Source organism: Streptomyces sp. NPDC001980 (assembly GCF_040296885.1).
Taxonomy (GTDB): domain Bacteria; phylum Actinomycetota; class Actinomycetes; order Streptomycetales; family Streptomycetaceae; genus Streptomyces.
On sequence record NZ_JBEOYD010000020.1, the window covers coordinates 35,995 to 58,930 of the forward strand.

General features: G+C 72.4%; 11 protein-coding genes. 3 read left to right on the forward strand and 8 right to left on the reverse strand.

Going from position 1 to position 22,936, the window contains the following annotated elements:
* The first annotated feature begins 312 nt into the window (after positions 1–312).
* Both ABT137_RS28165 and ABT137_RS28170 read left to right on the forward strand, forming a co-directional pair.
* Positions 313–489 carry a hypothetical protein gene (locus tag ABT137_RS28165; RefSeq protein ID WP_351713692.1) on the forward strand — a complete coding sequence of 59 codons (177 nt, stop codon included), beginning with the start codon at positions 313–315 and terminating at the stop codon, positions 487–489.
* Positions 490–660: 171 nt separating this feature from the next.
* Positions 661–1,281, forward strand: a complete 621-nt coding sequence (locus tag ABT137_RS28170) for a DedA family protein (RefSeq protein ID WP_351713694.1) — start codon at positions 661–663, stop codon at positions 1,279–1,281.
* 84 nt (positions 1,282–1,365) lie between these two features.
* Here the strand turns inward: ABT137_RS28170 and ABT137_RS28175 are convergent, their stop codons facing one another.
* The 4 genes from ABT137_RS28175 to ABT137_RS28190 all read right to left on the reverse strand — a co-directional run bounded on the left by ABT137_RS28175 (position 1,366) and on the right by ABT137_RS28190 (position 4,481).
* A complete protein-coding gene (locus tag ABT137_RS28175; protein WP_351713696.1) occupies positions 1,366–1,926 on the reverse strand; it encodes a flavin reductase family protein in 561 nt (186 codons plus the stop codon).
* Positions 1,908–2,069, reverse strand: coding sequence for a hypothetical protein (locus ABT137_RS28180; protein WP_351713698.1), 162 nt, complete (start codon positions 2,067–2,069; stop codon positions 1,908–1,910). Before ABT137_RS28180 ends, ABT137_RS28175 begins: the two co-directional genes overlap by 19 nt.
* A 450-nt stretch (positions 2,070–2,519) precedes the next feature.
* The gene (locus ABT137_RS28185; protein ID WP_351713700.1) at positions 2,520–4,010 is read right to left on the reverse strand and encodes an MFS transporter; all 1,491 of its coding nucleotides are present in this window, start codon (positions 4,008–4,010) and stop codon (positions 2,520–2,522) included.
* Between the two features lie 96 nt (positions 4,011–4,106).
* Positions 4,107–4,481, reverse strand: a complete 375-nt coding sequence (locus ABT137_RS28190) for a cupin domain-containing protein (RefSeq protein WP_351713702.1) — start codon at positions 4,479–4,481, stop codon at positions 4,107–4,109.
* Positions 4,482–4,552: 71 nt separating this feature from the next.
* Here ABT137_RS28190 and ABT137_RS28195 point away from each other — a divergent pair, with 71 nt between their 5' ends.
* A complete protein-coding gene (locus ABT137_RS28195; RefSeq protein ID WP_351713704.1) occupies positions 4,553–5,026 on the forward strand; it encodes a MarR family winged helix-turn-helix transcriptional regulator in 474 nt (157 codons plus the stop codon).
* A gap of 128 nt (positions 5,027–5,154) precedes the next feature.
* On the opposite strand, the gene ABT137_RS28200 is transcribed toward ABT137_RS28195, so the two are convergent.
* The 4 genes from ABT137_RS28200 to ABT137_RS28215 form a co-directional block, all read right to left on the reverse strand.
* Entirely contained in the window at positions 5,155–10,830 is a 5,676-nt protein-coding gene (locus tag ABT137_RS28200) for an ATP-binding protein (protein ID WP_351713706.1), read from the reverse strand.
* Positions 10,831–10,921: 91 nt separating this feature from the next.
* Positions 10,922–13,471 (reverse strand): AprA-related methyltransferase, encoded by a 2,550-nt coding sequence (locus tag ABT137_RS28205; protein ID WP_351713708.1) that lies wholly within the window; start codon positions 13,469–13,471, stop codon positions 10,922–10,924.
* Positions 13,472–13,657: 186 nt separating this feature from the next.
* Positions 13,658–14,785 (reverse strand): LLM class flavin-dependent oxidoreductase, encoded by a 1,128-nt coding sequence (locus tag ABT137_RS28210; protein ID WP_351713710.1) that lies wholly within the window; start codon positions 14,783–14,785, stop codon positions 13,658–13,660.
* Between the two features lie 47 nt (positions 14,786–14,832).
* On the reverse strand, positions 14,833–22,932 hold the full coding sequence (locus ABT137_RS28215; RefSeq protein ID WP_351713712.1) for a hybrid non-ribosomal peptide synthetase/type I polyketide synthase: 8,100 nt from the start codon (positions 22,930–22,932) through the stop codon (positions 14,833–14,835).
* Positions 22,933–22,936: the final 4 nt, after the last annotated feature.

Here is a 22,936-nt window from a genome sequence, read left to right on the forward strand (position 1 = left end):
TGCCGGGAGACGGAGCGACCGCTCGCCGCCGGTCCGCGCGTCCCTCTCCGTGCCGCCGGTTCCGCCGGCTCCTCCACCGAGGGCGCCGGCCACGGCCGGGGAACGACGAACCCCGCGGCGGCCGTCTCGAACGGGCCGGGCGACGCGGCCTCGTCACCGTCCTCCGGCAGCGCTCGCCCGGCGGACCGGCCCGCCACCGCCCAGGACACCGAAGCCCACTGCCGTACCTACGCGCAGATCCAGGGACGCGGCAAGGCGCTGGGCTCGACGGCCTGGCAGCGGCTGGTCGCGGCAGCCGGCGGTGCGGACAGGGTGGCCGCCTACTGCGCCGAGCAGCTGGCAGGGGCGACGGCCAAACCGAGCCACTCGACCGGCGCGGGCAAGTCCGGCAAGAGCGCCGCGAACTCCACCGACGGCACAGCAGGCGACACCGGCACCGCCGGCAACAGCCAGGCGAACGGCGGCCAGGGCAACGGCAAGGACAAGTAGCGTGGAACGGGGCCGAGAACACGGGCGCCCTCGCGTCATCTCGGCCGACCGGGGTCTGCCCTTGCGCCGGGCCGGTACCCGCTGAAGGCGGGGTCGAGCGCGGGGTCCGCGTCGTCCTCGCCCGGCCCCGCTGACCGGCACACAAGCCGGGTGGCCGCGTACGGTGGGGGCATGGCGCCGCCGCTTCCGGGCCCGCTGGCCCACCTGGCCCCGCTGCTCACCCACTACGGCTACTGGGCCGTCGGCGGTGTCGTCCTCGTGGAGGACTTCGGCGTCCCCGCGCCCGGAGAGACCATCCTGATCGCCGCCGGGATCTACGCGGGGGCAGGACAGCTGAACATCGTGGCCGTGGCGGTCATCGCGTTCGCCGCCGCCGTCGTCGGGGACAACGTCGGCTATCTGATCGGCCACACCGGCGGACGGGCCTTCGTGCACCGCTGGGGCCGCTACGTGTTCCTGACGCCGGAGCGCTTCGCGGCGGCCGAGGAGTTCTTCACCCGCCACGGCGGCAAGATCGTCACCGTCGCCCGCTTCGTCGAAGGACTGCGCCAGGTCAACGGCATCGTCGCGGGCACCAGCGGCATGCCCTGGCGTCGCTTCCTCGTCTTCAACGCCCTCGGCGCCGCGCTGTGGGTCGGCCTGTGGGCGAGCCTGGCCTATGTGGCGGGCACCCACATCACCGCCGTCTACGACGAGATCAGCCGCTACCAGCTCTACGCGCTCATCGCCCTCGGCGTCCTGGTCGCCGCACTCGTCCTCCGGCACGTACTGCGCCACCGGCACCGGGACTGACCCGGAGACCGTTCAGCTTTCCGGCTCGGGACGGCCGACACCCGGCGACGGCGAACACCGGGCAGGAGTGCGAGGTCGACATCCTCAAGGGTTGTGGTCGTGGTGGATCCGGGGGAAGTGGCCGTTGTGGTAGATGAGGGGAGTGTGGGGGCTGTGGCCGATCTGGTGTATGCGGAAGGTGATGATGGTGTGGTCGCCGGCCGGGAGCTCTCCGGTGATTTCGCAGTCCATCCAGGAGCTTGCGCCTTCGATGAAGAGCGGGCCGTGTGGGGTGGTGTGGATGTCGAGGTCGGCGAACCTGTCCACACCCTTCGCCGCGAGCTGGTGGCAGGCCGCGCTCTGGTGTTCGGCGAGCACGGAGGCGCCGATCCGGCCGGCTGTTTTCAGGACGGGCCACGTCGAGGAGTCGTTGTGTGCGGAGAACAGTGCCATGGGCGGGTCGTAGGAGACTCCTACGGTCAGTGATGTGGCGATCATTCCGTAGGGTGAGCCGCCGATCTCCGCGCAGAGGGCTACGACCGCCGCGGGGAATCCGCCGAAGACGGCACGGATCTGGTCGGAGTGAGCGACCGCGGGTGCGAGGGCGGCGGCATCAGTGCCGAACCGGCGGTTGAGGCCCGCGATCGTCATGGTGTGCCGGCCCACGTGAAGATCTCCGCCAGGTGCTCGGCCGGGTCGGTCGTCGGCATCTCGTCGCCGGGAACGGCGACGGGGTTCGCGAGTGTCCGGGCCGGGCCGGGAGTTCGCGGACCTGCCGTGGGGTTTCCCGCGACAACGCTGATTGTCACGACCGCCTCCAATCGTCATCACGGTGTCGGCGAGCAGGACCCGTCGGCTGCCTGTTGTGCAGGGGAATCCGGGCGTGCAGCCGGTTCGGGAGCTGCCGGCGAGGTCGTGTGCCCCAAGGGGGGCAACTCGCCTGCTCACGGCGCCCCTTGGGGCACCGGCCCGGGGCGCCGCCCGGTCGGCACGTCAGCCGTGGACTGCGTCGGCTCGTGACGCATCGTCGGCTGCCCGCTCTCCGACTGGGTCCAGCTGATGCCAGTGAGGTCTTGTCCATGCACCGGGCGACGACGTGCGGTGCACGGGTTCGGCTTCTCGGGCGCGGCCTGCCTGGCGGACCGAGGTCTTCGGCCGCGCCAGGCAGGCCGATTCGTTCACTGCCTGGCGGACCGAGGTCTTCAGCCGCGCCAGCCAGGCCGAGTGCACCTGCGGGGTACTGCGGGTGTGCTCCGAGGTCAGTCCCTCCCGGCCTGCCCGGCGGGCTGTGCCCCGGGAGCAGGGGCAGGGGCCGGGGCCGGGGCGGGGGCTGTCTTCACCAAGCCGAACAGCCCGATGAGCAGGAGGACGGCGATGAATGCCGCGCCGCCGCCCAGGGCCTGTCCTGCGGCATGGGCGACCGCACCGTGCGCGGTGCTGCCGGTCGCGACCGCGTTGTCCAACCGGGAGATGTAGACCGTGCCGAGGACGGCGATACCGAGCGCACCGCCGACCTGCTGCATGGTCTGCAGCATGCCGGCCGCAGCGCCGGCGTTCTGCGGTGGCAGGCCCGCGAGGACGGTGAAGTTCAGCGCCGTGAAGGCGATGCCGACGCCGACGCCGCAGAAGATCGTGGGGACCACGATGAAGGCGTAGCCGGTGGAGGAGGTCATCTGGCTGAGCCAGAGCAGGCCGATGATGATCAGTGCCGCCGCGGCTGTCACGAGGTTCTTCGGGCCGAACTTCTTCACCAGCGGCGGGAAGGTCCACCGGGAGGAGAGGACGCCCAGGGTCAGCGGAACGACCGCGAAGCCGGCCCTGACGGGGCTGTATCCCAGTGATTCCTGCGCGTACACCATCAGGAAGTAGAGACCGGCGAACATGGCCGCGGGCAGCATCAGCATGCCGGCATAGGCGGCGGCCCGGTTGCGGACGGAGAACAGTGCCAGCGGGATGATCGGCTGGGCCACACGCTGTTCGCCGATCAGGAAGGCGACGAGCAGCACGGCTCCCACGGCGAAGGCGGTGATCGTCTGCGCGTCGCCCCAGCCCTTGTCAGCGGCATGGGTGAACCCGTAGACGATGCCGATCAGACCGGCCGTGCCGGTGATCGCGCCGAACAGGTCGAGCTTGGCCTGGGCGTGCGACAGGCGCGGGATGAACCGGATGGCGAGCACGATGATCACGATGCCGATCGGCACGTTGACCAGCATCACCCAGCGCCAGTTGGCCCAGGAGGTGAGGATGCCGCCGGCCAGCAGACCGAGGGAGCCGCCTGCCGAGGACGCGGCGGTGTAGTAGCTCAGGGCTCGGGCCCGGGCGGCCGGTGCGGTGAAGGTGGTGGCGATCAGCGACAGTGCGCTCGGCGCGGCGACGGCCGCGCCGATCCCCTGGATCACCCGGGTGACCAGCAGCCAGGTGGCGCTCTGGGCGAGGCCCCCCGCGAGGGACGCGGCCGTGAACACCGCCACGCCGGTGAGGAAGACCGTGCGGCGGCCGAACACGTCGCCGAGCCTGCCGCCGAACAGCAGCAGGCCGCCGAAGGCCACCCCGTAAGCGTTGATGACCCAGGTGAGGTTGGCCGAGGAGAAGCCCAGCGCACGCTGGATGGTGGGCAGGGCGGTGGTCACGATCGTCAGGTCCAGCATGATCATGAGCTGGCAGGTCACGATCACGAAGAGGGCTATCGATAACCGGCGCTCGGCTGACCGGTCGGCCATCTGGGGCGGCGTGGTCGGGCTGTTCGACATTGCGTTCCTTCGGACAGGGGGACGGATGCCGGGTGACGGCCCGCCTGGCGGAGCCGGTCACCCGTCAGGAGCGGTGGCCAGGGGCCTGCGCCGATGTCAGACAGCCCAGGGGATCGGGTTGGCTCCTTCGGTTCCGGGAATGCTCACCAGCGCCCCGGCCTGCATGGCGACCAGCGCCTCGAGCGGCTCGCCGGTGCTGCGGAAGTGGCGCACGGACCCGGCCGGTACCACGAGGGCCTGGCCGGCCGAGATCTGCTCGGTCTCGCCGTCGACCGTGAACTCGAAGGAGCCGGCGATCGGCATCCAGATCTGGTCCTTGTCGATGACGTGGACGGGGGACTCGCCGCCGTCGATCACCGAGACCTTCCAGGTCGCCACCTGCTCGCTGCCCTGGCTCGGCGCGGCGAGGGCGTACATCACGGCGGACGCGGTCTTGATTGTCCGGTCTTCGGACGGATCGATGATAATCATGCTACTCTCCCTGTGTCAAGTTACTTGACATAGTCTAATGGGGACGGGTGCTCGTGTGTCAACATGGACCCATGGAAAACGCGGATGAACTGACCGACTACGAGCTCATCTACCTTGTCGGGATGACGTTCCAGCTGTTGCTCGGGGAGTTCGTGGGCAGACTCAACGAACGCGGTTACGAAGACATCAGGCCAATTGACGGCATGGCCCTTCAGGTACTGAAGGGCGAAGGCGCCACCGGCACCGAACTGGCCGCCGCGTTGGGAATTACCAAGCAGGCGGTCAGCGGAATGGCCACGCACCTTGAGGAACACGGCTATGTGGTGCGCGTGCAGCATCCGTCCGGCGGCCGCCGTCAGCTGCTTCAGCTGACCGAAAAGGCCTACGTGCACCTTTCTGAGGCCGGTGCCGTGCTGCACGATCTCGAAGCAGAAATCATCGGCCAGACCGGGAAGATCCCGATGTACACCCTGCGGATGACACTGGCCGAGATAATTAAGACGCTGAGCAGGGGCCATATTCCTCCGCTGCGGCCCACATGGTGACCAGGGGCGCCGCTCTTTCCGGAGATCCGGGGCATCGGCCGTCCGCCGGTTCCCGGGAAAGCCGACATGAACAGTGCTGACCGCCGGCAGACGGGATCGCTCTCGCGGGCGGGACGAAGTCGACATTTTCACCACCGGCCGTACGACGTGGCGGGTTCGGCGTCCCTGTCCCCGGATGTCACGCGGGCCGCTGTCTCACGTCGCAGCCCGGTCTCGATCGCGTCGATGATCGCGGGGCGCAACTGCGCCGCGCTGATGATCCTGTCGACGGAGCCGACCTCGACGGCCCGCTGGATGGTGTGGATGCCGTCGAACTCGGCGGCGACCTCGCTGAGCTTCTCCGCCCGGACGGCCTCGGTGACCTCGGCCAGTTCGATGGTGAGCGCGGCGTGGTCGGCCGCCACCGCCCCGGCCGCCTTCGCGCGGAGGTCGGCGACGCGGTGATCGGCTGCGGTGCGCTTGCGGACCTCGCCTGAGAACACGACCGCGGCGGCGGGGGCGCCCCCGAGGACGGAGGCGTACGAGCCCTCGACGGCGAGGATCGTCATGTCCGGGTTGAGCGCCTTGGAGAACACCGCGAAGGTGCCGCCGTGGCAGCGGGAGACGACGCAGAACACGATCGGGCCCTCGAAGTTGACGACCGCCCGGCCGATCTCGGCACCGTACTCCAGCTGAAGCTTGCGCATCGACTCCGGGGAGCCGTCGAACCCGGACATGTTCGCCAGGACCACGAGCGGCCGGTTGCCGGAAGCGGCGTTGATCGCCCGCGCCGTCTTCTTCGACGACATGGGGAACAGGGTGCCGGCGGTGTAGGTGTCCGGGCCGTCGGCGGGCGGGAAGCCCTGCCTGGGCACGGCGTGGGACTCGACGCCGAGCAGGCAGACCGGGCGTCCGCCGATGTGAGCGTCCTGGACCACGGAGGTCTCGGCGTCGGCCATGCCCGCCCACCGCTCCAGGACGGGGTGGTCCTGGTCGACGACGGCCCGCATCACGGTGCGGATGTCGAAGGGCTTCTTGCGGTCCGGGTTGGACGCGTCGGAGAAGATCTCCCCGACGGTGGCGAAGTCGCTGCCGTCGGCCGGGTGCGGGTAGCCGCGGATGTCCCGGTCGGCCGGGTCGGTCGTCGGGGCCGGACGCGGCGCCTTCTCGCCGGGCACGACGTAGGCGTGGTCGTAGTGGGTCATGAGGAGCGCGGCCGCGGCGGTGAGGTTCGGGGCCCAGTACTGGGCCTGGCCGTTGGGGCCCATGATCCGGTCGTGTCCGCCGATGCCGAAGTTGTCCTCGGCGGACACGCCGCCGGAGAAGTCGAGGGACTGCTTGCCGGTGAGGACCATCGCCGAGTCCGGGGTCATGACCAGGATGCCCTTGGTGTGCATGAGCATCGTCGCCTCGGCGTTCCAGTACGGCTGGCCGCCGACGGTGATCCCGGCGATGACGATGTTGATCTCGCCGCCGGCCTGGGTGAACTCGACGATCCGCTTGAGCGCGGCGGCGACCCAGTCCATGTTCTCCGAGCCCGACGCCATGGAGATCTGCGCCCCGGCGGAGATGGCGATCCATTCGATCGGGACCCGCAGCTCCTCGGCCAGGTCGAGGGCGGCGATGACGCGGGCGCACTCGGGCTCGGACAGGGCGCCGAGGGACTTCGTCGGATCGCCGAGCAGCGCCACGCGGGTGATGCCCTCGGGGTAGACGGCGGTGGGCGTGGTGACGACGCCGACGACGATGCCCGCGGTGTTCCTGCCCTTCGGCCGGTCCACCGGGACCAGGCACCTGCGCCCTGCGTCGGGCCCGACGGCGCTGCCGGGTTCGCCGGGTTCGAGGTCGTACTCGGTGAAGGTGCCCTTGTCCCCGGCGAGCAGGCCGGTGAGCTCGTAGGGGTAGACGGCGCCGCGGCGGGCCGCGGACAGGACCTTCCGCCGGTAGTCGTCCAGCGGCGGGATGACGTCGGTCGGCGGCGTCCCGGCATGCAGCACCGGGGCGCCCTGGGTGTCGCCGGTGATCCGGAGGGACATCTCCGCCGGTTCCCCGGTCGCCTGGCGCTGCCGGACGACGAGCTCGACCTCCTCCAGGCCGACGCCCGACACGGACGGGCGGAGCCGGCGGACGAGGCGGGCCAGTTCCGGGGCGCTGACGTCACCGGGGGGCCACACGTACATCAGGATCCGGTTGGTCCCCGTGCCCCCGCCGCCGGGCTGCCGTGACCGGGCGGTGCGGAGCGCGTCGAGGCAGGCGGCGAGGGTGTTCTCCACCTCGGGCAGGGCAACGAGCCGGCCGTCGGCGTCGCGCTGCGGGGTCAGCTTCCGGACCTGGCCCATCGCGATCAGCCGCTCGTCCTTGGCGTCGGTCTTCGCGACGGCCCTGAGCAGGTACAGGTCCTCGTCCGTGGAGGGCAGCCGGGTGAGGCCGAACTCGCGGAAGCGGCCGAGCCGCAGGCGCTCGGCGAGCCGCGGGTGGAGGCCCCGGACCTGCCGGTCCTCGGCCGGACGGTCGTCGCCGGGCCGGAAGGTGAAGTGCTGCGACAGGACGCCGGCCGCGGTGGCGGCGACCGTGACGGTGATCCGGACGACCCCGGGGGGCGCCGGACGCGCCGTGACGGCGCTGGTGACCGCCTCGGCGAGCTCGTCGGTGGCGGCCCTGCCGGGCCAGGCGAGATGGATGTCGGCGGCCAGGCCGCCGCCGGGCGTCCGGCCGGCCAGGGCGCCGGTGGCCGCGACCGCGTCGGACAGGCCGGCGAGGTCCGTGGTGGTGGCCGCGACGCGGGTCACGGCTCCGGCGGGGGTGCCGACGTGCTCCGCGGTGACGAAGCGGTGCCCGGGAGCGTCGGCGACGGTGACGTTCGTCAGGCGATGGTCGCCGTAGCGACGGCGGGTCAGGACCTCCAGGAGCGGCGCGTGGTCCAGGCCGGGCCGGCCGGCGGACGCCAGGTGCGCGGAGCGGGTGAGCCGCTGCCCGAGCAGCCGGACGAGGGACTCGGGGGCGACGGCCATCGCCCGGATGCGGTCGGCGCGGTCGGCCGCGGCCGGGTGCGCGTCGAGGTGGCGCAGGTCCGCGCGGACGGCGGCGTACACGCGGGCCCGGTCGCGGAGCAGCGGCGGCCGGGTGAACCAGCGGAACACGGCGCCGCGGGCGAGGTCGGAGACGGCGGGGAACTGGTCCCGGGCCGCCTCGACGAGCCGGTCCAGGGCCTGGCCCGCCCGCGCGCGGACGGGTTCGGCGGGCAGTGCGCCCGCCTGCCACCGCCGCAGCAGCTCACAGACGATCCCGGCGCTGTCGGCCAACCGCTGCTGCGCCAGGTAGATCCGGAAGACCGCCGTCTCGAGCTCCGGCGTCCGGTCCGGCCCGGTGACGCCGTAGTGGGCCAGGACCCGGTGCAGCACGGCCCGGGCCGCCTCGGGGAGCCCGGCGCGGTCGGCGTCGAGGCTGCGCAGGTAGACGTGGAAGTGCTCGCGCGGGCTGTGCACGGCGCTCGCGGGGCCCGTCGTGGCCGGGTCCGAATCCGCTTCCCCGGCATGCCGGACCGGCCTGCTCCGGCTCAGCTCCGACAGGTCGGCGAAGACGGTGAGCAGGTCCAGTTCCGCGGGAAGGAGCTCGTCGCCCAGCTCGGCGCGGGCGTCCAGGTACCGGACGAGCAGGGCCGTACGGTCGTCGGCGTCGCCGTCGAACCCGAGCAGCAGGCCGCGCAGGTCCCGCAGGCACGCGCCGGCCAGCTCCTCGGCCGACCCGTCGTCCGCCCGCGCGGGCAGGCCGACGGCCTGCTCCCCCAAGGTCGCCGCGGTGGCGGCGGAGCCGTCGTCGGGCGCACCGTCCTCGTCGGGCAGCGGCTCCAGGCGCAGCAACGGCGCACCGGTCTCGACCTGGGTGCCGATCGGGACCGCGCACTCGCGGACCAGGGCACGGAACGGGGCCCGCAGCACCGTCTCCATCTTCATCGATTCCAGCACCAGGACCGGGGCCCCTTCGGCGACCTCGTCCCCGGCGGCGACCGGGGTCGCGACCACCAGGGCCGGGGCGGGAGAACGGACCACGCCGCCCTCGTCACGGCTGACCCGGTGCGCGACGCCGTCGACCTCGACGAGGTGCACGGGCCCGTGCACGGAGGTCGTCAGCCGGAACCGCTGCCCGTTGACCGTGAGGGCCCCGCTGTAGCCGTCGAACCGCTCGAACACGGCGTCGGCCACGGCGGCGTCGCCGCCGGCTCGGATCTCGACCCGGAACCGGTCCGGGCCGCGGCGCGCGACCCGCACCCGGTAGGAGACGTCGCGGAGCTTGTAGTCGACGGCCTGCCCGGGGTCGTGGCGGACGTGCGGCCGCCCGCCGCGGGCGGCGGCCAGCAGCGCCTGCCGGCCGGCCGCCTCCTCGTCCTCGCAGGCCCGGACGGCCGCGGCGACGAGGGCGACGCCGGAGTGCTCGCGGGCGGCCAGGCGGCCCTGTGCGCGGACCCGGTCGATCCAGCCGGTGTCGGCCCAGCCGGCCCCGGGGCTGCCGTCGGTCACCTCGGGCTGGTCCAGCAGGTCCAGGACGAAGCTCTTGTTGGTGGCGCCGCCCTCGATGACGACGCTGGTCTCAGCCATGGCGCGCCGCAGCCGGGCCAGGGCCTCGTCCCGGTCGCGGCCGTAGGCGATGACCTTCGCGATCATCGAGTCGAAGTCCGCGGGGATCGTGTCGCCCTCGCTGACGCCGGTGTCGACGCGTATCCCCGGCCCGGCCGGCAGGACCAGGCGGGCGATGCGGCCGGGCGCGGGCGCGAAGTCGCGGTCCGGGTCCTCGGCGTTCAGCCGTGCCTCGACGGCGTGCCCGGACTCGGCCGGCCGGTCCCCGACGAGGCGTCCGCCGCAGGCCACGTGCAGCTGCATCCGCACCAGGTCGACGCCGGTGGTCAGTTCGGTGACGGGATGCTCGACCTGCAGGCGGGTGTTCACCTCCAGGAACGCGAACTGCTTGTCGTCCGGGTGGTAGAGGGACTCCACGGTCGCGGCACCCCGGTAGCCGACCGAGAGGACGAGCCGCTCCGCGGCCGCCTTCAGGTCCGTGACCTGCTGCGCGGACAGCAGCGGGGAGGCGGACTCCTCGATGACCTTCTGGTTGCGGCGCTGCACCGAGCAGTCCCGCACGCCCAGGGCCCAGGCCGTGCCCTGGCCGTCCGCGATGACCTGGACCTCGACGTGCCGCGCACCGGTCACGAGCCGCTCCAGGAAGACCGTGCCGTTGCCGAACGCCCGCAGCGCCTCGGCGCTGGTCCGCTCCAACGCCTCGGTGAGGTCGGCGGCCGAGGTGATGACCCGGATGCCGCGACCGCCGCCGCCGGCGGTCGCCTTCAGCATCAGCGGGTAGCCGATGCGCTCTGCCGCCCGATGCGCCTCTTCCAGGGTGGCGACCGGGCCGCGGCTCCACGGGGCGACCGGCACGCCGACGCGCTCGGCGATCAGCTTCGCGCCGATCTTGTCGCCCAGGTTGCGCATCGCCTCGGCGGACGGGCCGACGAACGTGACCCCGGCCTTCTCGCACAGCTCCGCGAACGCCGGGTCCTCGGCGACGAAGCCCCAGCCCGGCCACGCCGCGTCCGCGCCCGACTCCGCCAGGGCCCGCTCCAGCACCGCCAGGTCGAGATAGGGGCGGTCTGCGGCCGCGCCGAGGAAGACCCTGCGGTCGGCCTCCCGGACGAACGAGGCCCCGACGTCTGCGTCGGTGTACAGCGCGACCGTCTCGGTGACCTTCCCGGTCTGCGCGGACAGGTCGCGGACCGCGTGGATCAGCCGCATCGCGGCCTCCCCGCGATTGACGATGGCAATACGCCTGAACACCGGCCAGGCCTCCTTACGGGTATGCGTGGGGCGCCGGAAATACTCTTCGGCGATGAAAGGGGAGAAAGGAGAGAAAGGGGAGAAAGGGAAATTACTGGCGGCGCTCGAAGACGCCGAACTTCCACTCGATGTTGTAGCCGAGACCGGTCCCGGCCGGCCCCTTCGAGAGTTCCGGGAAGACGCATTCGCGCACGATGAAGCGAATGACTTCCTCCCGGGTCTCCCGGTCGGTGATCTCGGAGAGGTATTCCGCCTGGTTCGACGGGACGAGGGCGGTCGCCAGGTTCTCCTCGGCCAGCAGCTCGAAAGTCTGGCCGAACGACGTACCGGTCATGAAGGGTTCGAGAGCCTCGACAACGCCTTCGATGGACTGCGGCGTCGGCAGAATCCGGCGATCCGCACGTTTCTGGGCGTCCGCTCTTCCGGCGGAACGCGCGCGGGCGACGGCCTCGCGCAGCGACTCGTGGCAATCGGCCGGGTCGGCCGCGTCCAGCGCTTTCAGCCAGTACTTCCTGAGCAACCGGTTGGGATCGTGGAAAAGGATGGAGTTCCTGGTGGCGGGTCCGAGGTCGGGCGCGTTGAAAACCAGTTTTCCGCCGGGCGCCAGCACATCCGCGATCGAGGCGGCCGCGTGCCGCATGGGGCCTTCACGGAGCAGGTGGAACACCATGTTGGCCATGACCACGTCGACGTGGTCGCCCCCCATGACGTCGAGGAGACCGCGGAATTCACCGCCCTCTCCCCGCAGGGAATGGAACCTGACCCACGGGACGTCCTTCAGGAGTTCGTAGCCCTGGGCGAACCATCCGGTCGGCAGGTCGACCAGGTGGAGCTGGAAGCCGATACCGAGACCGGCGAGACGTTCGGGAAGGCCCTGCGCGATGCAGACCTTGGCGAGTTCGATCGACGCCAGGCCCGTGCCCGCCCCGTAGTCCAGCACCCGGAGGACCTCGCCTTTGCGGGCCCGCTCGGCGCGCGCGTTGATCGCGGCCATGACCTCGCGGACCACGACCCCGGTCGCTCCGGCCGACCACCGGCGGGGCTGGGACAAGTCGCCGCCGAAGTAGAGCAGTTCGTGCAGGCCGCGGCCGTCGTCCAGGTCGGAACCCGGTTCCGGGCGCCAGTCGCTCGCCCGCCTGGTCGTCACGGGCCCCTGTCCCGTGCCCGCGGCCGCCTCGATCACCTCCAGGGGATTGGGCTGCGCGCACACGAAGCGGTTGACCGAGACCGCGACGAAGGGCCGCGTCGCCGGGTAGCGGCGTTCGAGGTGGCTGCTCGCGGTCAGGCCGGCCCGCCGGCAGCAGGTCATGAACGTCGAGTACTCGACCGGATACTGGTGCGTCAGGCCGCGGTACGCGTCGAAGGCGGCCGCGTGCAGCGTGCCGAGGTGCTGGGACGCGACGTGCGTGGGCACGGTGTGCGCCTCGACGAGGACCATGCCGTGCTTGCCGATGTACGGCTTCCAGCGCTCCAGGTGGGCGACGAGGTCCGCCTCGGCCGAGGCGGCGGACAGGGGCGTGCCGTCGGTCGCCACGTACGCGCCGGATGCCGTGGCGGGGACCTCGGACGGCGATCCGCCGCGGAAGACCGGGCCGTGGTCGGCGAACGAGCGGATGTGCAGGCCGTCCTCGATCGACAGCCCGTGCTCGGCCAGTCGGTCCCGCAGGTCCTGGGGCGACGCCACGTCACCCAGGAGCAGCAGCGGGTCGTGTACCCCGGCGGCCTGAAGCTTCTGCCGCGCCGCGTCGAGAGCGACCTGGTCGGCGTCGATTCCGACGTACCGGACGCTGTCCCCGAGCAGGGAGTGAAGGTGGACGAGCCAGCTGCCGTCACCGCACCCCATGTCGGCGATGAACGCCGGCGACCGGCCGTAGGCGAACATCTCCCGGAAGATCGGGTCCGCGTCGGCGAAGTACCGGCGACGGGCGGCCGAGCCGGTCTGCACCTGGAGCGTGCGCTCGCAGTGCCACGCGTCGTCGCCGGGACTCACCACGAGCTCGCCGCGCAGCAGCTCCTCCAGGCGGGCCAGCAGGGGGAGGTACGAGGCCGCCAGGCCGAAGTGGTCCTCGAACTCCCGGAAGGCCCGGCCCTTCGGGGTCCACCGGCCCTCGGCGTCGACCCAGCCCAGCAGGGCCAGGAAGCGCTCTGCGTCCTCCGGGAGCCGGTCGCCGTCTTCGCCGGCACGCAGGGACAGCATGACCGGTACCAGCAGCGCGCCTGCCAGACAGGCCCCGACGAGCTCGTCCCGCTCGGTGCCCGCGTGCCATTCCTCGAAGCGCCCGACCGCAGCCGAGAAGGCGGCCGAGGTCTCCTCGTCCCACGGGGTCCGCCGCACGTCGGCGCCGCCGGCGAACCGGGCGAGGAGCCGGCCCGCCTCCACGAGGGGAGCGCGGTGGCGCAGGGCCGCCCGCCCGGACGGCGTCCACGTCGCCGGCCCGGCGTCGCCGTCGAACCAGCCGACGCCCGCGAGGCAGCGCCGTACGACTCCCAGGTAGCCGGTCTCGGGAAGGCCGCACCCCTGGCCGGGGCCGGCTTCCAGCAGGCCGAGCGAGTCGAGCGCGCGGATGACCGAGGAGACGACCACGCCGTCCTGGTAAAGGAAATGACGGCGGCGCGCGTCGGCCTGGTGATCTGCCGGCACCTCACTGTCGGTCGATGGGCGCGTGATGGATATCGTCGTCCCGGAAAGCACTGAGGACCCCCGTGGTCAGCTGATGACGCGAGCCTGGTAGCCGCATTGAGTCTTCTGCTTGGTGCGTGGGCGGGAAGGGCCCGCCGGGGGCCCTTCCCGTTCCCGGACCCGTCGTCCGAGGTCGGCGCGGTCCTGTCAGACCTTGCCGCTCGCCGCGGCCTGGGCCGCCTCGCGGACCTGCGCGGAGAAGTCGTCGCGGTGCGACGCCTCCCAGGCCTGCGAGTCGCGCAGGCTCTGCACCGAGCCGGTGAAGTGGGGCGCGACCTCGGAGGCGAACAGCTCGAAGCTCTCCATGGTCTGGCGGCGGTTGGCCCAGTTCTGCACGGTCAGCAGCAGGCTGCCGAGGCCGCCGCTCTGCTCGACCAGGTGCTCGATCGCCTCGATCGCGTCCTGCGGGGAGCCGATGATGGCGGTGCGCGTCTCCACCATGTGCTCCACCTCGCGCCCCTCCGGCAGGTCGCCGACGGCGCCGAGGGTGCCCTTGACGTAACCGCGGAACCAGCCCGCAGCGCCCTCGCGCACCTGCCGGTACGCCTCCTCGCGGGTCTCCGCGACATGGGTGCAGATGGCCACGCGCCACTTGCTGCGGTCCACCGTCGTGCCGTTCTTCGCGGCCTCGTCCTCGGCGGCCTCCCACAGCTTGCCGAGCGGCGGGGCCTCGCGTCCGGCCAGTCCGGCGAAGGTCAGCGGGTTGATGCCGTACTTGCCGGCCAGCCGCATGCTGCGCTCGGTGCCCACGCCCGCGGCCATCATCTCGAAGCAGGGCTGGGTGTACGGCCGCAGCTGGAGCCGAGCCTCGCGCAGCTCGAACCAGTCGGTCTTGCGGGTCACCGGCTCGGTGCTGGTGAGCAGTTGGTGGATCGCGTCCAGCGACTCGGCCATCATCCGCCGCTGGTCGCCGGCGGAGATGCCCATCATGTACGCGTCCGAGGGGTGCACCCCGGCGCCCATGCCGAACATGATCCGGCCGCGGGTCTGGTGGTCGAGCTGGACCATCCGGTCGGCCGCGGTGAGCGGGTGGTGGTAGGGCAGGCTGACGACGCCGGTGCCCAGCATGATGCGCCGGGTGCGCTCGGCGGCGGCGGCCATGAACAGCTCCGGCGAGGCGATGGTGGACCAGCCTCCGGAGTGGTGCTCACCGACCCAGGCCTCGTCGAAGCCCAGTTCGTCGGCGCGGGTGATCAGCTCCAGGTCGTGCTGGAAGTTCGCGGTCGGGTCCTGACCGAGCTTGTGGAAGGGAGGGAGAAACGCTCCGAATCGCATGCTTGGGTGTCCTCTCGGATTTCCTGGGATTTCGCTCGCCGGTTGGGTCAGGCGTGCAGGGCTCGACGGATCGCGTCCGCGACGACGTCCACGGCGGGCGGCGCGACGACGGAGTAGTGGTCGCCGGGGACGGCTTCGACGCTGGTGACGTCACCGCCGAGGAGTTCCGTCCAGGCCGCTGCCGTCTTCTCGTCCGCGCCGCCGTCCGCCGCGCGCAGCAGCAGGGTGCGGACCCGGGACGGGGCGGGACGGTGGGCCTCCAGCAGGCGCGAGTTGGCCATGAAGCGCTCGACGATCCGCTGGAAGGCCTCGGCGCCGATGTCCGCCGGCAGCACGCCGGCGCTCACCAGGGACTCGCGCAGGGGCTGGACGCGGTCGGCGTCGGACACCGCCCCGTCGTCGTCCGCCGCGGGGCGCGGGGTCCAGTCGAGGCCCGAGAGCCCGGCCAGGTCGCGGGCGAGCCAGTCGAGCAGCTCGCCGGCGCCGAGCGGTCCGCCGGCGGCCGGACCCGGCGGTTCGAGCAGGTCCACCGCGACGACCAACTCCGCCGTGCGGCCCGACTCGGCCATCAGCCGGGACATCTCGATCGCGACCACGCCGCCCATCGACCAGCCGCCGAGCACCCAGGGGCCGTCCGGCCGCACCGCGAGGACTTCCTCGACGTAGTGGGCGGCCAGTTCGGTCAGCGTCGGCGCGTCCAGGTCGTCCGGGGTCTGGAGCGCGTAGAACGGGCGGTCGCCGTCGACCCGCGCGGCCAGTTCCGCGTAGCAGAGCACGTCGCCGCCGACCGGGTGCACGAAGAACAGCGGCGGCAGCGCGCCTTGGGTACGCACCGGCACCAGGGCCTCGCGGCGGGCCGAGCCGACGGTGTCGGCCAACGCCTCGGCCAGCTGGGCGATGGTGGGCCGGGCGAACAGCAGGGAGACGGGCAGCACCCGGTCCCACTCGGCCTCGATGCGGGCCATCAGCCGCACCGCGGTGAGCGAGTCGCCGCCCAGGGCGAAGAAGCCGGCGTCCGCGGTGACCAGCGCCGGGTCGAAGAACTCGGCCCAGATCGCGGCCAGCCGGGTCTCGGTCTCGCCTTCGGGCGCCCGGCCGGCGGCGTCGAGGGCCAGGGACGGGTCGGGCAGCGCGCCGCGGTTCACCTTGCCGTTGGCCGTGAGCGGCAGCTCGTCGAGCAGCACGAACTGCCTCGGGACCATGTACTCCGGCAGCACGGCGCGCAGCGCCGACTCCACCTTGCCGGTGTCCGGGGCGGCGTCGGGCTGGTGGACCACGTAGGCGACCAGACGCTTGGGACCCTGCCGGGAGCCGAGCGCCTGCACCACGGCGGCGCGCACGCCGTCGCAGTGCGAGATCGCCGCTTCGATCTCACCGAGTTCGATGCGGTATCCCTGCACCTTGACCTGGTTGTCCTCGCGGCCGAGGAACTCGATCACGCCGTCGGGCCGGTAGCGGCCCAGGTCGCCGGTGCGGTAGAGCCGCTCACCGGTGGCCGGGTGCCGGACGAACGCGGCGCGCGTCTTCTCCCCGTCGGCGTGGTAGCCGCGGGCCAGACCCTCGCCGCCGATGTAGAGCTGACCGGGCACCCAGGCCGGGCGCGGGCGCAGCTGCTCGTCGAGCACATGGAACTGCTGATTGCGCATCGGCGTGCCGTACGGGACGCTCGTCCACTGCGGGTCGACGCTCTCGATCGGGTACCAGATCGACCAGATCGCCGCCTCGGTCGCGCCGCCCAGGCTCCAGGTCGCCGCGCCGGGCAGTACGCGCCGGATCAACTCCGGCAGGGTCACCGGGATCCAGTCGCCGCTCATCATCACGATGCGGACCCCGTCCGCCGGCCGCGCGGTCGGCGAGGCGAGGTGCTGGGCGAACAGCTCCATCAGGGCCGGGACGCTGTTCCAGATCGTCACGCCGTGCTCGCGGACGAGTTCGGCCCACCGGGACGGTTCGTGCGCGGCGTCCGGCTCGGGCAGCACGATCGCGCCGCCGGCGGAGAGCATGCCGAACACGTCGTAGACGGACAGGTCGAAGTTGAACGCGGACAGGGCCAGCACGCGGTCCCGGTCGGTGACGGCGAAGCGGTCGTTGACGTCCGCGATGGTGTTGCCGGCCGCCCGGTGCTCGATCATCACCCCCTTGGGGGTTCCGGTGCTGCCGGAGGTGAAGATGACGTACGCCAGGTCTCCCGGGTCCGCGGGGGACGGCGGGGGCGGCGCGTCGGAGAGCGCGGCGAGCGTCTCGTCGTCGATCACGAGCCGTTCGACGCCTTCGGGCCAGGACTCGCCGGCCGGCCCGCCGGGCTGGGTGAGCGCCAGGGTGATGCCGGAGGTCTCGCAGAGCCTGCGGAGCCGTTCGGCCGGGACCGAGGCGTCGATCGGCACGTAGGCGGCGCCCGCCTTGAGGATGCCGAGGGCGCCGGCGACCTGCTCCCAGCCCTTGTGCATCACCACGCCGATCAGCTGCTCGGGGGTGGTGCCGCGGTCGAGCAGCCAGTTCCCGATCCGGTTCGACAGGGTGTCGAGTTCACCGTAGGTGAGGCTGCGGTCGGGCGTGATCACGGCGACCCGCTCGGGCCGTTCGGCCGCGTTGGCGAGGAACCCGGCGTGCAGCAGCCCCTCGGGCCGGGGACCGGTGGTGGCGTTGACACGGTGGCGCGCGGCGAGGTCCTGCCGGCCCAGGAGGGGGGCGATCGGACCGTGCCAGGCCGCGGGCGAGGCGGCCAGCTCGTTGAGGAGGCCGGCGTAGGCGGCGTGCATCGTGTCGATCAGGCCGGCCGGGAAGAGCTCTTCCACCACGTCCCAGTTGACGATCAGCTCTCCGTCGTCCTCGATCACCTGGTGGTCGAGCCACACCTGCGGAGTGCGGATGGCGCTGGAGACCTCGTGTCCGCTGTCGCCGAGGGAGAGCAGGTGCTGGACCAGGCCGACACCCGCGGCGCGCGTGTCACGGGCGGCGAAGTTCACCGTGCTGGCGAACACGACCGGTACGGACGCGCGGACCGACTCGCCGCGCTGCTGGTTCATCTCGCGCAGCACCCGGACACCGCTCACCCGGCTGTGTCCGAGGTCCTGCCACAGCTGCTGCTGCACCTTGACGGCGCGGTCGGCGAACGGCGTGCCGCCGCCCGCATGCACCTCCAGCAGGATCGTCGAGCTGAAGTTGCCCACGATCGAGTCCACCTGCGGGTGCAGCGGCATCCGGTTGAAGAAGAGCACGTTCAGGGTGAAGTCGGGGTTCGTGCTCCACTGCGCGATCACCTCGGTGTACGCGGCGCAGACGGCCGCGGACGCGGTGACCCCGGCCGCCTTCGCGTGCTCCCGGAACGCCGTCCAGGCCTCGCGGTCGAGCCGGTGCGAGCGGTGCACGAAGTGCGGCCGGCGCACGGTGGCGGGGTCGCGTGCCAGCGGCAGTTCGGGCGCGGGCGGCATGTGGGCGACCCGGCCGCGCCAGTACTCGAGGGAGGCCTCGTACTCGGGGCCCTGTTCCAGTTCCTTCATCGCGGTGACGTAGTCGCGGAAGGTGATCTCCGCGGGCTCGCCCAGGTCCTCGCCGTTGACGGACTGCGCCCACTCGCGGAACACCGTCGACGCGCCCCAGGCGTCGCTGATCAGCGCCTCGTGCGCGACGTGCAGACGGATGCGCCCCTCGCCGAGGACGGTGGCGCGGACGTCGAACAGCGGCCACTCGGCCGGGTCGAAGACCTGGTCGCGCATCTCGTCGTGGACCGCGGTCAGCTCCCGGTCGCGCGCCTCGGCCTCGAGCCCGGACACGTCGTAGGTGCGGATCTCGTACCGCGGCACCTCGGGCAGCACCCGCTGGGTGCTGTCGCCGTTCATCACCGCCCTGAGCATGTCGTGGCGGTCGATCAGCTCGTTGAGCTTGTCGGTCAGGAGGCCGAGGTCGGCGCCTTCGAGGTCGACCTCGGTGAAGAAGTAGGTCGAGACGTTGCCGAGTTCGAAGGCGTCCGTGCGGCCCATCATGTAGGCCTGCTGGAGGTCGGTGAGCGGGAAGGGTTCGAACCGGGCGGCCGGGTCGGGCACGATCCGCGGCGGCTCGTCGGCGACGGGTTCGAGGCTCGTCTCCGCGCCCCGAGCGGCGTCCTGCACGGCGCCGGCGCCGGTCGGCTCACCGAGCGCTTCGAGGACCAGCTCGGTCAGGCCGTTGATGTCGCAGCCCTCGATGAAGGCGACCAGCGGCAGCGAGACGGACAGCTGGCGGGTCAGCTGGTCGTTGGCCTGCAGCGCCATCAGCGAGTCGAGACCGAGGGCCGGCAGCGGCTCGTCGAGGTCGAGGTCCTCGGCGCTTGCTCCGAGCACGCCCGCGATGGTTCCGGCGACCAGCTTCAGGGTCTCGGCCGGGCGCTCGTCCGACGGCAGGGCGAGGATGCGGGCGCGTGCCGCACCACTCGCTCCGGCCGGCTTGGCGGACGGCGCCGCGCCGGGGCGCGCCGCATTCGGCTTCGCGCCGTTCTGCTGCCGCGTGACCGCGTCCTTGTCGGCGCGCTTCATGTACACGCCCTCGGCCGACACCACCGGGTTGCCCTCGGCGTCCCGCACGTCGAGCGTCGCGGTGAGGACGTCGCCGGCGTAGCCGGACCGGGTCACGGTGGCACGGCAGTAGATCGCGCCGCCGTCGTGGCCGTGGAAGGTGAGGCGGTCGATGCCGAGGAGCATGTACGCCTCGTCCGGCGCGCCGCCTTCGGGCATGCAGCTGATCAGCATCTGCAGCAGCGAGTCGGTCACGCCCGGGTGCAGCAGATACGGGTCGGCCTCGCCCGCCGCGGCCGGCCTGAGCCGGGCGACGGCCTCGCCGGGCCGGTGCCAGAGGTGATCGATCCAGCGGGCCGCCCCGCCCAGGTAGATCTGGCGCTGCCAGAGCTGGGTGTAGTGCTCCTCGCCGGTGGTCTGCTGGGCGAACTCGGCGGCCAGCCCCGCCTCGTCGATGGCCTCGGAGGCCGTACCGGGCATGCCGGGGCCGACGCGTCCCTGCGCGTGCAGCACCCAGGGGGCGGAGTCTCCTGCGCTCTCCGGGCGGGCGAAGAAACGGTAGGAGTGGCGCGTCTCGTCGAGGGGTTCGAGCGCGAGCTGTCCGGCACACACCTCGCCGGCGATGAGGCTCTGGGGAACCGAGTAGTCCTCGACGACGATCGGCCCGGCGACGCCTTCGCGCCGCGCGGCCGACATGGCCAGGTCAAGGTAGACGCCGGCGTTGACCACCGGCATCCCCTCCATGACGCAGTCGCGCAGGACCGCGTGCGCCGCGGGGTCGATCCGCGCGTCGTAGAGACGGCTGTCCAGGGCGCACGGGATGGAGGCGCCGAGCAGGGCGCCGCCCGCGCCGCTCGGGGAGGCGCCCGTCGGGGCCGGGGAGACCGGTGCCGCCGCGACCTCGGTGCGCGTGCTCGGGGTGTACCAGTGCCGGTCGGTCCGGAACGGGTACGTGGGTACGGCGATCTTGCGCCGGTCCCGTCCCGCGTCGACCTTCTCCCAGTCGACCGGAACGCCGCGGGTGTGCAGCGCGGCCAGGCTGTTGAGCATCACCCGGTTGTCGTCCTGCCGCTGCCGCAGCGAGGGCAGGAAGAGGACGTCGGGGCCGGAGTCGGACTGCGGGGCGAACCGCGAGGCCATGCCGCAGAGCACGGGGCTCGGCCCGACCTCGATGAACACGGTGCAGCCGGAGTCGAACACGGCCTGCATCCCGCGGAGGAAGTCCACCGGGGCCAGCGCGTGGCGGCGCCAGTACCCGGCGCCGATACATCGGTCGCCGTTGAGGGAGTTGCCGGTGACGTTCGAGAACAACGGGATCTGTGGAGCCCGGTACACGATCTTCTCAGCCTCGGCCTCGAACGCGTCGAGCATCGGCTCCATGAGCGGCGAGTGGAAGGCCTTGGCGCTGTTGATGGGCCGTGAGCTGACGCCCGCCTCGGCGAGGACGGACAGGAAGCGCTCCATCGCCTCCGGCGCGCCGGCCACCACGATGCTCTGCGGGCCGTTGATGGCGCTGAGCGAGAGCCCCGGCCCGGCCTGCGCGAGCAGTTCGCGCACCCGCTGGTCGTCGGCGAACACGTTGAGCATCGCGCCCTCGGGGGTCAGCTCCTGCATCAGCCGGCCGCGGTGGGCGGCGAGCAGCGCGCCCTCGGTCCAGTCCATCGCCCCGGCCACACAGGCCGCGGCGAGCTCGCCGATGCTGTGGCCGAGCAGGGCGGACGGCTCGACGCCCCAGGAGCGCCACAGCCGGGCGACGGCGTACTCGAGGACGAACAGGGCCGGCTGGGTGTAGCGGGTCTCGTCGATGAGCCCGGTGTCGAGCGAGCCGTCGAGCATCAGCGGCAGCAGGCGGCGGCCGAGCACAGGCGCGAGGAGCTCGTCGACCTGGTCGAACAGTTCGCGCACCAGCGGCTCGGTGCGGTAGAGCGTGGCGGCCATCGGCGCGTACTGCGAGCCCTGGCCGGTGAACAGGAAGGCGACGCGGGGCCGCCCGGAGGCGCTCACCCGGCCCGTGTGCACGTACGGCGAGGCGTCCTCGTCCGGCTCGATCACCTCGGCGAGCCGCTCGCTCAGTACCTCGGCGGTCGAGCCGACCACGGCGGCCCGGTGGGGCAGCACGGCGCGGCCCACGGTCGAGGTGTGGCACAGGTCGGGCAGCTCGCGCTCGTCCACGGCCGCCAGCCGGTCCTGGTAGGCGCGCACCAGCTCGCCCAGGGCCGCGGGGCTCTTCGCGGACAGGGTCAGGACGTGGTCCTGGCGCGGCTCGGGCACGTCCGCGCTCGCTTCCGGCGCCGGCGGCTCGCCGACGACCACGTGCGCGTTGGTGCCGCTGACGCCGAACGCGCTGACTCCGGCGACGCGCGTGCCGGTCCCGGCGGGGAACGCGGTCGGCTCGACCGGGATGCGCAGGTGCAACTGGTCCAGGTCGACCGCGGGGTTGACGGTGTCCAGGTTCAGGTGCGGCGGTACGGTGCCGTGCCGCACGGTCATCAGGGCCTTGATGAGGCCCACGACGCCGGCCGCGGCCTCCAGGTGGCCGAAGTTGGTCTTGGCGGAACCGACCAGCGGCGGCTCCGCACCGGCCGGCGTGCCGAGTGCGGCGCGCAGCGCCCGCAGTTCGATCGGGTCGCCGAGCGGGGTTCCGGTGCCGTGCGCCTCGATGTACCCGACGCGGCTGCCGTCGACCCTGGCCGCGCGCAGCGCCGCCCGTATCACGTCGGTCTGGGCCGCCGGGTTGGGCACGGTGATGCCGCTGCTGCGGCCGTCCTGGTTGACGGCGGAGCCGAGGATCAGCCCCTCGATGCGGTCGTTGTCCGCGAGCGCGTCGGACAGCCGCTTGAGCACCAGCACGCCGCAGCCCTCACCGCGGCCGTAGCCGTCGGCGGAAGCGTCGAAGGTCTTACATCGGCCGTCCTCGGCGAGCATCCCGGCCTGGGTCATCAGCAGGAACCACTCGGGGCTCAGCAGGACGTTGACGCCGCCGGCCAGGGCCATCGAGGTCTCGCCGGAGCGCAGGCTCTGGCAGGCCAGGTGCACCGCGACCAGCGAGGAGGAGCAGGCGGTGTCCACGGACAGGCTCGGGCCGCTCAGGCCGAGCCAGTAGGAGAGCCGCCCGGCCGCGAACGTGGAGGCGTTGCTGGTGGTGCAGTACATCTCCAGCTCGTCCGGGACGACGTGCTGCATCTGGTTCTGGGTGTAGTCGTACGTGGTGACGCCCAGGTAGACGCCGGTGGGGCTGCCGGACAGGCGGTCCGGCGCCTGGCCCGCGTGCTCCAGGGCCTCCCAGGCCACTTCGAGGAACATCCGCTGCTGCGGGTCGAGTGCGGCGGCCTCGCGCGGGGAGATGCCGAAGAACCCGGCGTCGAAGCGGTCGACCTCGTCGAGGAAGCCGCCGCCCTTCACGCCGCCCCACCGCTGCGGGTCCCAGCGGTCCGAGGGGACCGGTCCGGTCCCGCTCTGGCCCTGGAGCAGGAAATCCCAGTACTGCTCCGGGCTCCGCACTCCGCCGGGCAGCCGGCAGCCCATGCCGATCACCGCGATGGGCTCGGTCTTCGCCTGCTCCGCCTCGTCGAGGCGTTCCCGCAGCTTGCGGATCTGCACCAGGCTCCGGGCCAGCACCTCGCGGGCCTGGCTGGACTGAGCTGTGTCGATGGTCATAGCC